The organism is Pseudarthrobacter sp. NPDC092419 (genome assembly GCF_044755045.1).
Lineage (GTDB): Bacteria > Actinomycetota > Actinomycetes > Actinomycetales > Micrococcaceae > Arthrobacter.
Map to the genome: position 1 here is coordinate 338,937 of NZ_JBIVQF010000004.1, position 12,718 is coordinate 351,654.

Genomic DNA, 12,718 nt, shown 5'->3' on the forward strand with positions numbered 1-12,718 from the left:
GCGTTACCCTGATGGCATGGGCAGCTACGCAGTATTCCTCCGTGGCATCAACGTGGGCGGGATCAACATCACAATGGCCGACCTCCGCCGCGCGCTGCAGGACTGCGGCTTTGCGGATGCGAAAACAGTCCTGGCCACCGGAAACGCCGTGCTGAACAGCAGCCTGGACGCCGCGGGCGTGAAGCGGGAGGCGGAGAAATGCCTGCGCGGTGCCTTTGGCTACGAAGCCTGGGTGGTGGTGCTGGACGCGGCCCGCGTGGCCGAACTGGTCGGCGCCTGCCCCTACCCGGCTGACGACAAGGCCACGCACACCTACATCACGCTCTCCTCCGACCCCGCCGTGCTGGACGAACTCGAGGCCGCCGGCTCAGGCCTTGAGGCAACGACGCTGCAGCGGCTGGGCCCCGCGGCCCTGGCGTGGCTGGCGCCGGCGGGCGGGACCCTGGCCAGCCCATTCAGCAAGCTTTCGGCCAAGGCAAAGTACAAGGCTGCCACCACCACCCGTAACCTGCGGACCCTCATCAAGGTCCGCGATGCAGCTGCAGCGCTTTAGCGCGCCGCCTCCAGCGCGGCGTTGAAGGCCTGGAGCCTGCGCACCTCGGCGTCCACGGGTTCGACCACCAGCTCCCCGGCGACCTTTGCGACGGCCGCGTGCAGCCGCCGTCGTGCCTTGCGGGCACGCGAACGAGCGGCGGCCCCGGCAATGAAGCGCCCGGAGAGTGCAAGGACGATGCCCAACACCACTCCCAGCGCGATCATCAGGGTAGGCACGGGCCAGCCCTCCACCAGTGGCACCTCCGGAACGGGAAGCTGCAGGTACCCGAGTCCGGCGAGGACGCCGAGCCAGCCGAGGCCGCCCAGGACCGTCACCAGTGCCAGCCACTGCACCACGTTAAAGACCTGCCACCACCAGGACCGGCGGTTGGCAGCGAGGTCCGTGCCCGCGATGGCCTGGTCCAGTGCATCGGGCAGCCGTTCCCGGCCTTCCCTGGCAGCGCCGCGGATCGCCGCACGCCAGGGTCCCGGTGCGCCGGCGCTGGCAGCATCGGCGAAGTCGCGCACGGCGGCGTCCGCCCTGGCGCGCTCCGGTGCGCCGGCCGCCGGAAGCGAGCTCCGGTTCAGCTCGGCCGGCGCGTTGCTGCGGAGGTTGAGCCGGCGCAGTGGGTCCGGCCTGAGGCGGGACAGCCAGCGCGTCACCGGCCAGCCGGTCCTCCTGGTGGCCTCAAGCCGGTAGGAAGCCGCTACTGCACGGACCACCACAGGCACGTTGGCCGCCGTCGCCAGCTCGTCTGCGAGCCGGGACCTGGAGGCCGCCTTGATACCGGCGGCCTCGCCGTCACCGGAGGCCTTCCCCAATAGCTCTGCAGCCCTGGTGACATCCGCGGCAAGCCGCTGGGCTTGCGCTTTTCGTTGCACGGCTGCCCGCCGGATGGCCGTCCGGACGTCCTGGACCCCTGTGCCAGTCAGCGCGGAAGCCGCCATGATTTGGACCCCCGGCAGCCCGTCCCGGGCCAGAATGCCGCGCAGCGATGCAAGGACCGGCTGGACGTCCTGCCCGGGCAGGCGGTCCACCTGGTTCAGGACCACCAGGGTCACAGCGCCGTGGGAGGCCAACGGGGCCAGGAAATCCTGGTGCACCGCGGCGTCCGCGTACTTTTGCGGGTCCAGCACCCACACCAGCACATCCACCAGGCCCACCATGCGCCGGACCACTTCGCGGTTCGCTTCCCTGGTCGAATCGAAGTCCGGGAGGTCCAGCAGGATGAGCCCGGTGTCTCCGTCAGCGAAGCCGCCCACCGGTGCGGCATGATGGCGCTGGCGCACCTCCAGCCAATCAAGCAGGGGCTCGCTGCCTGCGCTGCCCCAGACCCCCGCCAAAGGTTCCGACGTCGTGGGGCGGCGGGCGGCCGCCGTCGCAATTTCCGCCCCGCTGACGGCGTTGAAAAGTGAAGACTTGCCGCTGCCGGTGGCACCAAAGAATCCCACCACGGTGTGGTCCCCGGACAGGGAACGGCGTGAACTGGCACGTTCCAGTACTTCAAGGACGCCGTCGAGCGCTTCGTCCGGGAGCACCCCTCCCGCGAGCTCGCGGGCGTCATTCAGGGCCTCCAGGCGGCGATCCAGGCGGGTGGTTTCCCTGGCGCCGCTGTGGCGGCTCATGCTGATGCCGCCAACCGGGCGAGCGCCGACGCCTGCGCTGACAGGGCGCCGGCTACCTTGGGGTCACCGGCCGGCAGGAGGGTGAGGAACCTCTGCTTCTCCCCGTCCAGGAGCCGGCGGCAGCGGACCGCCAGGTCGTCCCGGGCCGTCGCTGCCATCCTGCGGACTGCGTCCTCGCCGAAGACGGCCTCCAGGAGCCTCTGGCCCACCACGGCGGTCCCACCGGCAATGCCGATTTCCAGCCCCGTGAGCCCCGCGGTCATGGAGAACACGACGATCATGAGTGCAGCGCCGAGGCCGTTGACGCCAAAGGACAGCCAGCGCGCCTGGGTGCGCTTACCCTGCCCCTCGGTCCGGATCAGTTCCATCAGTCCCGCCTGCCAGCCGCGGATCTCGGCAGCTGCCTGTTCAGCGAACCCGGGGCCTGCGCCCGAGAGGTCCGCCGTGCCCAGCAGGTTCCGACCGGCCGGGTCCGACCGCCAGCGTTGGTCTGTCTCTTCCGCCGCGGTTGCCGCTTCGTCAAGGATGACGGCCTGGAGCCCGGTCTCGATGGCGGTTTCCACCTTCACCGCGGGCGTCGGTTCACCCCGGAAGAAGGCACCGAGCCGGTCGCGGAACCGGCCCACGTTCTGCTCGAGCGCCCGGAAGAAATCCCCGGTGCCCACGAAATCCTGCCAGCGTGCCAGCACTTCGCCTCGGAGCAGCGCGCCGTCTCTGGTCGCCTCCATAATCCTCCGGACGGCATCGCCATAGGCAGCGGTTGCAACCGCTTCGAGGCTGGCCGCAGCCGCCTCCTGCTGCTCAAGTGCCCCGGCGACGCCGGTCACCCTTTCCGCCAGGGCCCGGACAGCCCCGTTCAGGGTGCGTCGGGCAACATCGGAACGGCCGACGGCGTCCGCGGCCAGTTCCTCCAACCACATTCGGAGGGGGCGCGCAGCATCCGGAGGCAGCATCCCCGCCGGACCGAGGGCGGTCTCGTGGACGACGAACAGCTGAGCCCCGCCCAGCCCCTCACGGTCCAGGAGTCCGCGCAGGTCGGCGCTGACCTCTTCCTCGGCGCCCGGCGGGACCCGGTCCAGCACGATCGTCACCATGATGTCGCGGGAGGCGGCGTCAAGGAGCAGCTTCCATGGCACGGCATCCGCATACCGGTTCGCCGTGGTGACGAAGACCCAAAGGTCTGCAGCGGCGAGCAGTTGACCGGCCAGCCTCCGGTTTTCATCGGAGATTGAGTCCACGTCCGGCGCGTCGAGGATGGCAACCCCGGCGGGAACCGCAGGTTCGGCCAGCAGGATCAGGGACGACGCCGCGGCCTCCTCCGCGGGGACGTCGCCGCCGGGCAGCCGGCCGCTGTCCAGGCTTCCGCGGATCCGGCTGAGCCCCGGCAACACGCGCTGGCCCTCGAACCAGTTTCCCTCGGCAGGGTGATGCAGGAGGATCGGCTGGCGGGTGGTGGGCCGGATAGCACCCGCCCGCGTGACTGGATGGCCTGCCAGGGCATTGACCAGCGTGGACTTTCCGGCGCCCGTGGAACCGCCGACGACGGCCAGCAACGGCGCGTCCAGGCTGCGGTAACGGGGCAGAATGTAGTCGTCCAGCTGCGCCGCGGCTGCAGCGGCCTCCCGCCTGGCCTGCTCCGACCCGGGCAGGGCCAGGGGAAGCTCAACAGCGCGGAGCCCTGCGCGCACGTCTTCAAGGAGCTCCACTGCGGCGGCGCTGCGGCGGTCCGGCTGGGATGGCTGCTCCGGCTGGTGGTGCGGGTCAGGCCCGTTCTGAGACGTCACATGTTCATCATGCCAGTTCAGTCCGGCGGGCGACCGGGAGTTGCCGGAAAACAAAAATGGCCCCGGGCGTCTGCCCGGGACCATTTTCGATGGTGACCCCAGCGGGATTCGAACCCGCGTTACCGCCGTGAGAGGGCGGCGTACTAGGCCGCTATACGATGGGGCCGTGTACTTTCGCCAGCGTTTCCGCCGGTCAAGCTCAGTGATTGTTTCACACACTTTGCTCTAGTTTCAAATCGGCGAACCGCTTGAAACTGCCCTGTTTTGCAGCCGGATGGTGGCTGTAAACCAAGCGCTGGGATACCAGGACTCGAACCTAGAATGACGGTACCAGAAACCGTAGTGTTGCCAATTACACCATATCCCAATGGCACTTTCGGGCCGGTTTTCAGGGTATTTGCCCCGCTCCGTGCGCCTCAGCACGAGAAATTACTTTACCCGAGACTTTGGGCTTTGCACAAATCGGCATGCCCCGGGCTCAGGCCGGGCCCTTCGCTGGCTTGGTCCGACAGCAGAGGGTGCTTGCCATATCCCGGCAGCTAAGTTTACTCTCGGTAGGTTACTGATGGGTAACCAACTTCGTCCGGCGATTGACAGTCCCATGCCCGCCGGGAAAGGACAGTCTGCGGCACTGCTGCCGTCGGCTCCACTGCCGAGAGGACCAACCGTGACACAAAGCCGTGCCACCCGGATACACCTTTTCCAGTCCCGCGCCCAGCGCGTCGCCATCGCCGTTCTGGCCCTGCTTCTGATCGCCCTGCTGGCGTTCTACAGCCTGGTCACCTCGCGCATTACTGACGGCTCCAGCCAGCTCAGGGATGGAGCCAGTAAGGCATCGTCAGGAGCCGCGCAGCTCAAAAACGGGGCCGAGAAGCTGGCCACTGGGGCAGGCCTGGCGGATACCGGCGCAGGCAAACTGTCCGCGGGCGCTGCGGAAATCCACGCCGGCATCAGCCAGAAACTGGCGCCCGGAGCAGACAGGCTCCAGGCCGGCGCGCGGAACCTGGCCACCGGCGCCGCCAAGATCCAGGCCGACGTCAACAACAAGCTCGCACCAGGCGTCTACAAAGTGGACGACGGCGCCCAAAGACTCGCGGCCGGCGCCCGGCAGTTGTCGGCCGCCCTCACCCCGACCCCCTCGGGTGCCGCACCAAACAACCTGGCCGACGGTGCCACCCAGCTCGATGCCGGCGCAGCGCGCCTGGCCGACGGCGCAGTGGCACTGTCAGCCGGCACGGACCAGCTTAAGGGCTACCCGGGAGTCAACGGCGATCCCGCCGCGGGAACCGGAACGGCAGCCCTGCTGCAGGCCCTGGAGCTGCTCCAATCCGCCGCCCAGGACCCGGTCCAGGGCCTGGTTCCGCTCTCCGTGGTCAAGGACAAGATTGCCGCGATCACCGACGGCGCGCGGAGGCTGGACGCAGGCGCATCCCGTCTGCAGGCCGGCGCGGGGCAGCTTGAAGCGGGTGCAGGCCAGCTTCATGCCGGCACAGGAAAGCTCACCGATGGTTTCGCCACCCTCGCCGGGAGGCTGAACGGCACGGATCCCGCCAGCCCGGGCCTGGTCCTTGGTATCGAGCTTCTTGCCGACGGCACCGCCAAGATCCGGACGGGGATGGACGGCGTTCCGGGGAATCCCGAGCGGCCCGGCCTGATCAAGGCTTCCGCCCGCATGACCGACGGCACTGCGCGGCTGGCCGAGGGCACGGCAGCATTGAACGCCGGTATCAAGGGCGATCCGGCAGATCCGGACAACCCCGGGTTGCTCCGCGGGTCGCAGGCGCTCGCGGCAGGCGCCTCGGATCTGTCCACCGGCAACACGAAACTGGCGGCCGGCTCGGTCCAGTTGTCCAGCGGCGCCGGAAAGCTGGCCGCCGGCAACGCCCAGATCGCAGAGGGGACGGACAAGCTGTATTCGGGGGCTGCGGCGGTGACGCCGGCAGCCGTGCTGGAACGCTCCGGCCGGCCGCTCGCTCCGTGGGTGGTGGGCGGCGTCGGATCCGTGATCATCCTGCTGGCAGCCCTGGCTGTCCGCCAGCGCCGCCGGCCGTCGGCCGGGGCCTAAGCGAGGAGCCCGGGCAGGGAGGCGACCATTCCGCCGTCGTACCCCTGCCCCGACTCCCCCGTCCGGTTAAGCCAGACGCCCAGCAAGCCGGCCGCCGTCGACCCTTCCGCGTCGAGGAGGCGGTTATCGCCGACGTAGAGCGTGGCGCCGGGTTCGGTGCCCAGCAGCCTGACGCCCTCGAGGTAGATGGCGGGGTCTGGCTTGGCCACGCCGACGGTGTCCGTCCCAACCAGCCGCGTGACCCGCTCCAGGCCGGCGCTGTCCAGCTTGGCCCGCTGGTAGTCGTGCACGTTGTTGCTCACGGCGCCGTACGGTATGCCAGCAGCATCCAGCAGATCCAAGAACGGCAGGACGTCAGGAAACGGCTTGACGTAGGCGGGCTGCTTTTCCATGTAGGCGTTGAGCCACCGGTGGGATTCTTCGCCCTCGCCGAGTTCCACGCCGAAGTGCCCCAGCGCCGCACGGCCGCGCAGCAGCCGCTGCTCGTTGAAGGTCAGCTCGCCGGCCAGGTAGCGGTCGTAGTAGTGCGTGGTTTCGTGCGTGAAGATGCGGCCGAACCGTGCCCACCCGGCCTGGTCCAGGCCCGGCAGCAGGTGTTCGCTGACCTCGCGGAGGGCGGTGGTCATGGCGTATTCGAGATCAACAAGCGTGTCGTCAATGTCGAACAGGACGCCGTGGACCGCGCCAAAGGGGGTCTGCAGCACGGAGCCGGGCATCTGGCTGGTGGCAGTCATCAGCCGCGGAAGGCGCGGAGCCGGGCGAGGGAGGACTCCTTACCCAGGATCACCATGGACTCGAACAGCGGGGGCGAAATCCTGCGGCCTGATACGGCGGTGCGGACCGGGCCGAACGCGAGGCGGGGCTTGAGGCCAAGGTCCTCCACGAGCGCCTGCTTGAGCGCGGACTGGAGGTTCTCGGCAGTCCAGTCCTCCTCCGGCTCCAGGGCGGCGATAGCCGCGTCAAGCACCTCGTCGAGGTTTTCGGGCAGGCCCTTGCGTGCATCATCGGCGACATCCACGGCGTTGTCGGCCTTGAACAGGAATGCCAGCATCTCGGGGGCCTCGCCCAGGAGGGTGATGCGTTCCTGGACCAGCGGAGCCGCCTCGGTGAGGATCTCTTCCTGCCGGTCCGTGAGGATCTCCCCCACCAGGTCCGCCGCCCGCAGGTAGGGGACCAGGCGTTCCCGGAACACCTCCGGCGCCAGCATGCGGACATGCGTGCCGTTGATCGCCTCGGCCTTCTTCAGGTCGAAGCGCGCAGGGTTGCCCAGCACGTCATGGATGTCGAAATGCTCCACCAGCTGTTCAACGGTGAAGATGTCCTCGTCCGCGCTGAGCGACCAGCCCAGGAGCGACAGGTAGTTCAGCAGGCCCTCAGGGATGAAGCCCCGCTCCCGGTGCAGGAAGAGACTCGATTCGGGGTCGCGCTTCGAAAGCTTCTTGTTTCCCTGGCCCATGACGTACGGCAGGTGGCCGAACTCCGGCATGTATTCTGCAACGCCCACGGCGTACAGTGCCCGGTACAAGGCAATCTGCCGCGGGGTGGAGCTGAGCAGGTCCTCACCCCGCAGGACGTGGGTGATGCCCATGAGGGCGTCATCCACGGGGTTGACCAGCGTGTACAGCGGCGCGCCGTTGGCCCGCACCACGGCGAAGTCAGGCACGGACCCCGCCTTGAAGGTGATGTCGCCGCGGACCAGGTCCGTGAAGGTGATGTCCTCGTCAGGCATCCGGAGCCGCAGCACAGCGTGGCGGCCCTCGGCCTTGAACTGGGCGAGCTGTTCCTCCGTCAGGTGGCGGTCGAAGCCGTCGTAGCCGAGCTTGGGATCGCGGCCGGCAGCACGGTGACGGGCTTCGATCTCCTCCGGGGTGGAGTAGGACTCGTAGATGAATCCGCCGTCCCGCAGCCGCTGGATGACGTCCTGGTAGATGCCGCTGCGCTGCGACTGGCGGTACGGCTCATGCGGGCCGCCCACCTCAACACCCTCGTCCCAGTCGATGCCCAGCCACTTCAGCGCATCCAGGAGCTGGTGGTAGCTTTCCTCGCTGTCGCGGGCCGAATCGGTGTCCTCGATCCGGAACACCATGGTGCCCTTGGTATGCCGGGCGTACGCCCAGTTGAACAGCGCCGTGCGGATCAGCCCGACGTGCGGGGTTCCGGTGGGCGACGGGCAGAACCGGACGCGGACCGGGGTCTCCACGGTAACGGGCGGGATGGAGGCAGCAGGCGACGGGGAAGCGATAGTCATAGTGGCTTCAACTTTACCGCCTGCATGCCTCCGCTCTTCGCGCGCCCGGCGTCCCTAGCGGCGGACAATCGGGTTGGACAGCCGCCCGATTCCCTCGATCTCCACCTCGAAGCGGTCCCCCGCGCTGACCAGTCCAACCCCGGCCGGGGTGCCGGTCATGATGACATCGCCGGGCAGCAGCGTGAAGGCCTGCGACACGATGGACACAATTTCGCGGACTCCGCGGATCATCTGGCTGGTGCTGCCGTCCTGGCGCAGTTCGCCGTTCAGCCGGCCCTGGATGTGAAGGTCCTCGGTGTCCAGGTCCGTTTCGATCCAGGGGCCCAGGGGGGCGGAGGTGTCGAAGCCCTTGGCGCGGGCCCACTGCAGGTCGGTTTTCTGGACGTCGCGGGCGGTGAGGTCGTTGCCGCACGTGTAGCCGAAGATCACATCATCCACACGGTCTTCGGGGACGTCCTTGCAGATACGTCCGATGACCACGCACAGTTCGGCCTCGAAGGAGACTTCCTCGGAGAACTCGGGCAGGACCACCGGGTCGTTCGGGCCCACCACGGAGGTGTTCGGCTTCAGGAAGAGCAGCGGCTGCGCCGGCACGTCGTTGCCCAGCTCGCGGGCATGTTCCACGAAGTTGCGGCCGACGCCCACTACCTTGCTGCGCGGAATGATCGGAGCCAGCAGGCGAACGTCTTCGAGCTTGTGGCGGACGGAGGTGCGCTCCACGCCATTAAAGAACGGGTCGCCGTGGATGACAGTGATTTCCTCACTGCCCGGCTCACCTTCCACAATGCCGTAGAGGGGATCGGAATCGACTACAAACCTGGCAATACGCATGGCTCCTACCCTACCGTCCCGCTTTCGCTGCGCAGGTAGTGAAGCTGGGCCGCGACCGACGTTTCAGCCGCGCGCCTGACTGAACGTCCGACGTCGGCATACACGGCGTCGGTGACCTCACCCACGGACGCGTCCCGGCCCAGCCGGCCCAGGACAGCGCGGATCTGCACCAGGCGATCCTCCCGGTGGCGGAGGTAGTCCCGTGCGATGCCTTCCAGGGACGGCAGCGGGAGCCCGTGGGCGGGCAGGACGGCGGCCGGCCCTAAGCGCTCAAGGCGGGCCAGCGTGGCCAGGTAGTCGCCCAGCGTCCCGTCCGGATAATCCAGCATGGTGGTGCCGCGCCCCAGGATCGTATCGCCGGTCAGCACGGAGCCCGCAGGGCCGTCATCCGGGAGGTGGAAGCACATCGAATCGGAGGTGTGGCCCGGGGCGGGAACCACCGCGATCTCCAGCCCGGCGGCCTGGATGCGTTCCCCCGCCGCCAGCAGCGGGCCGCCGTGGCAATGCGCGGGATCAGCGGCACGGACGGGCGCGCCGGTCAGTTCGTGGAGCCGGGGCGCCCCGCCGGTGTGGTCCGCGTGGCGGTGGGTAATGAGGATGAGCTCCACCGGGCCGGCTCCGGCAAGGGCCTGCAGATGTGTTTCATCCGCCGGGCCGGGGTCCACCACCACCGCGGTAGGGTGTCCGGGAGCCCGCACAACGTACGAGTTGGTCCCCTCCAGGCTCATGGGGCCCGGGTTCGGTGCAAGGATATAGCCGGCGGACGGTGTGGCCCGCCGCAGGGCCGGAGTCGGTGCAATGCTCACCAGGCAATCCTCCCAAAATTAAGCGCAATGCGGGGTCACTTCGGCCCTCCCGGCCACCGGGAAGCGGCAGGAGTGACCCCGCGTTGCTTGGGATAGCTTGAGTTGCCTGGGACAGCTAGACCAGGCGGGTGAGCCAGCCGTGGGTGTCCGGGTACGTCCCGGTCTGGATGCCCAGCAGGCGCTCGCGGATGGCCATGGTCGTCTCCCCGGCCTTGGCGTCTTCGGATCCGATGAACTCGGTGGCGTCCTTGAGCACGCCGATGGGCGTGATGACGGCGGCGGTCCCGCAGGCGAACACCTCGGCGATGTCGCCGGAGGCAACCCCCTCGCGCCACTCGTCGAGGGTGATCTTGCGTTCGGCGACCTCCCGGCCCATGTCCTGGGCCACCTGGATGACGGACATGCGCGTGACGCCCTCGAGGATGGTCCCGCTGAGCGCCGGCGTCACGAGCGAGCCGTCCTTCATGACGAAGAAGACATTCATGCCGCCGAGCTCTTCAACGGCGTTGTCGTTGAACTGGTCCAGGAAGAGCACCTGCTTGCAGCCGTTGGCCTCGGCCTCCTGCTGGGCGATGAGCGAGGCGGCGTAGTTGCCGCCGCATTTGGCAGCACCGGTACCGCCGCGGCCGGCGCGTGCATACTCTCGGGAGATCCAGATGGACACGGGCTTCAGCTCGCCGCCGAAATAGTTGCCTGCCGGTGAGGCGATGACGCGGAAGGAAACCTCGCGGGCGGCCCGGACGCCCAGAAACGCCTCGGTGGCGATCATGAACGGGCGCAGGTACAGTGCTTCGCCGTCGCCGGAGGGAACCCATTCCTTGTCGGCGGCCACGAGTTCGCGGATGGCGCCAAGGAAGTACTCGGCCGGCAGTTCAGGCAGGGCGATCCGCCGGGCGGACTTGTTCAGCCTGGCCGCGTTTGCTTCCGGACGGAACGTCCAGATGGACCCGTCCGCGTGCCGGTAGGCCTTGAGCCCCTCGAAAATCTCCTGCCCGTAGTGCAGGACGGCCGCCGAAGGGTCAAGCGTAATGGGCCCGTAGGCCTCCACCCGGGGGTTGTGCCAGCCGCCGTTGCCGTTCTCGTCCACGCTGTAGTCGACGATTGCGGTGTGGTCGGTGAAGTGGTTGCCAAATCCCGGGTTCGCCAGGATGGCTGCACGCTCTTCGGCGGACTTCGGGTTGGCCGAAGGCAGCTGGGTGAATTCGACGCCAGGGGCAGTCTGAGTCATGGTTCCTCCACGATCGGCCGCCGGCGGTTCAGCGCTGAACGGCGGGCGGCATTTGGTGATTCGAGACAAGCTTACGCCCGTTGCCGCACGCGTTCGTACGGTCAGAGCCCGGCTGCGATCGCGTCGCCCACCTGGGCGGTCGTACGCGCAGCACCGGTCCGGCTTTCGACGTCGGCACTCACTGCCGCTTCGATCTTCTGCGCAGCTGCGGAGTAGCCCAAGTGGTCCAAAAGGAGCGCCGCGGACAGGATTGCCGCCGTCGGATCCGCTTTGCCCTGGCCGGCGATGTCCGGAGCCGATCCGTGGACCGGCTCGAACATCGACGGTGCGGTGCGGTCCATGTTGATGTTGCCTGATGCGGCCAGTCCGATGCCCCCGGTGATGGCGGCTGCGAGGTCCGTGAGGATGTCGCCGAAGAGATTGTCGGTAACAATCACGTCGAACCGGGACGGCTCGGTGACCATGAAGATGGTGGCGGCGTCAACGTGCAGGTAGTCGTGCGTGACCTCGGGGAACTCCTGGGCCACGGCCTCGACGGTGCGCTTCCACAGGTGGCCGGCGTAGACCAGGACGTTGTGCTTGTGGACCAGTGTGAGGTGCTTGCGCTCCCTGGCGCTGGCGCGGCGGAAGGCATCGCGGACCACGCGCTCCACGCCGTGCGCGGTGTTCAGGGACACTTCGGTGGCCACCTCGTGCGGGGTGCCGGCGCGAAGGCTGCCTCCGTTGCCCACGTAAGGGCCCTCTGTCCCTTCGCGCACCACAATGAAATCGATGGTGCCGGGGTTGGCCAGCGGACTGCCCACCGTGCCGTACAGCCGCGAGGGGCGGAGGTTTACATAGTGGTCCAGGCTGAAGCGGAGCTTGAGCAGCATCTCGCGCTCAATGATGCCTGAAGGAATGCGGGTATCGCCGGGGGCCGCACCCACCGCGCCGAAGAGGATGGCGTCCCGGGTGCGGAGGTCCGCCAGGACCTCATCCGGCAGCGTTTCGCCCGTTTCCAGCCAGTGCTCGGCGCCGAGCTTGTAGTGGGTCTGCTTGAGCTCGACACCCTCCGCGGCCACCGCCTTCTCCAGGATTTTGACGGCCTCGGCGATAACCTCCGGCCCGATGCCGTCGCCGGGAATGACTGCAAGATCAATGGAAGCGCTCATAATTTCAGGGTAGCCAACTGATCCATATGCTGGGCAATCCGTCTCAGGATGCGGGAGGACCCTCTCTACGTGCCACTGGGGCGCCGCCGCCCCCACCGCATGGTCGTACGGATAGCCACCGCCGAGCAGGCGAGGAGCAGGACGGCCAGGCCAGCCATCAGGGGAGCGGCGGAAGGCGAAACAGCCGCCGCAGTCTGGACACCGTACCCTGGGTTTCTGCCAGCGAGACCCCCGGACAAAGCCTGCGGGCCGGCCTGTGTGATGGCCACGCCGGATGGTTCCCGCTCCGAGGAGGGCATCCGGCCGGACTCCACCGGCACCTCAACCACCGGACCCGGCTCCACCGGCACCACCGGCACCTCAACCACCGGACCCGGCTCCACCGGCACCACCGGCACCTCAACCACCGGACCCGGCTCCACCGGCACCACCGGCACCTCAACCA

11 protein-coding genes and 2 tRNA genes are annotated in these 12,718 nt (G+C 68.2%); 2 read left to right on the forward strand and 11 right to left on the reverse strand.

Annotated features, from left to right (window positions below):
• Window positions 1-16: 16 nt before the first annotated feature.
• On the forward strand, window positions 17-553 hold the full coding sequence (locus tag ACIQC0_RS09280) for a DUF1697 domain-containing protein (RefSeq protein ID WP_377215938.1): 537 nt from the start codon (window positions 17-19) through the stop codon (window positions 551-553).
• Here ACIQC0_RS09280 and ACIQC0_RS09285 read toward each other — a convergent pair.
• The 4 genes from ACIQC0_RS09285 to ACIQC0_RS09300 form a co-directional block, all read right to left on the reverse strand.
• Entirely contained in the window at window positions 550-2,160 is a 1,611-nt protein-coding gene (locus tag ACIQC0_RS09285; protein ID WP_400534471.1) for a GTPase, read from the reverse strand. The genes ACIQC0_RS09280 and ACIQC0_RS09285 overlap by 4 nt on opposite strands.
• Window positions 2,157-4,028, reverse strand: coding sequence for a dynamin family protein (locus ACIQC0_RS09290; protein WP_400534474.1), 1,872 nt, complete (start codon window positions 4,026-4,028; stop codon window positions 2,157-2,159). Before ACIQC0_RS09290 ends, ACIQC0_RS09285 begins: the two co-directional genes overlap by 4 nt.
• 6 nt (window positions 4,029-4,034) lie before the next feature.
• A tRNA-Glu gene (locus ACIQC0_RS09295) sits at window positions 4,035-4,110 on the reverse strand.
• A 129-nt stretch (window positions 4,111-4,239) separates the two neighbouring features.
• A tRNA-Gln gene (locus tag ACIQC0_RS09300) sits at window positions 4,240-4,311 on the reverse strand.
• 300 nt (window positions 4,312-4,611) lie between these two features.
• Between ACIQC0_RS09300 and ACIQC0_RS09305 the strand changes: the two genes are divergently transcribed.
• Window positions 4,612-6,009, forward strand: coding sequence for a hypothetical protein (locus ACIQC0_RS09305; RefSeq protein WP_400534477.1), 1,398 nt, complete (start codon window positions 4,612-4,614; stop codon window positions 6,007-6,009).
• On the opposite strand, the gene ACIQC0_RS09310 is transcribed toward ACIQC0_RS09305, so the two are convergent.
• The 7 genes from ACIQC0_RS09310 to ACIQC0_RS09340 form a co-directional block, all read right to left on the reverse strand.
• Complete coding sequence (locus ACIQC0_RS09310) at window positions 6,006-6,743, reverse strand: HAD family hydrolase (protein WP_377215934.1); 738 nt, start codon at window positions 6,741-6,743, stop codon at window positions 6,006-6,008. The genes ACIQC0_RS09305 and ACIQC0_RS09310 overlap by 4 nt on opposite strands.
• Window positions 6,743-8,257, reverse strand: coding sequence for a glutamate--tRNA ligase (gene gltX / locus ACIQC0_RS09315; protein WP_400534480.1), 1,515 nt, complete (start codon window positions 8,255-8,257; stop codon window positions 6,743-6,745). The genes ACIQC0_RS09310 and gltX overlap by 1 nt, the downstream gene beginning before the upstream one ends.
• A gap of 54 nt (window positions 8,258-8,311) precedes the next feature.
• Window positions 8,312-9,088 carry a fumarylacetoacetate hydrolase family protein gene (locus ACIQC0_RS09320; protein ID WP_377215932.1) on the reverse strand — a complete coding sequence of 259 codons (777 nt, stop codon included), beginning with the start codon at window positions 9,086-9,088 and terminating at the stop codon, window positions 8,312-8,314.
• 5 nt (window positions 9,089-9,093) lie between these two features.
• Complete coding sequence (locus ACIQC0_RS09325) at window positions 9,094-9,894, reverse strand: MBL fold metallo-hydrolase (protein WP_400534484.1); 801 nt, start codon at window positions 9,892-9,894, stop codon at window positions 9,094-9,096.
• Between the two features lie 115 nt (window positions 9,895-10,009).
• Window positions 10,010-11,122, reverse strand: coding sequence for a branched-chain amino acid aminotransferase (locus ACIQC0_RS09330; RefSeq protein ID WP_377215930.1), 1,113 nt, complete (start codon window positions 11,120-11,122; stop codon window positions 10,010-10,012).
• A 101-nt stretch (window positions 11,123-11,223) separates the two neighbouring features.
• The gene (locus ACIQC0_RS09335) at window positions 11,224-12,273 is read right to left on the reverse strand and encodes a 3-isopropylmalate dehydrogenase (protein ID WP_400534488.1); all 1,050 of its coding nucleotides are present in this window, start codon (window positions 12,271-12,273) and stop codon (window positions 11,224-11,226) included.
• Window positions 12,274-12,338: 65 nt separating this feature from the next.
• A partial coding sequence (locus ACIQC0_RS09340) for a hypothetical protein (protein ID WP_400534491.1) occupies window positions 12,339-12,718 on the reverse strand: 380 nt, incomplete at its 5' end.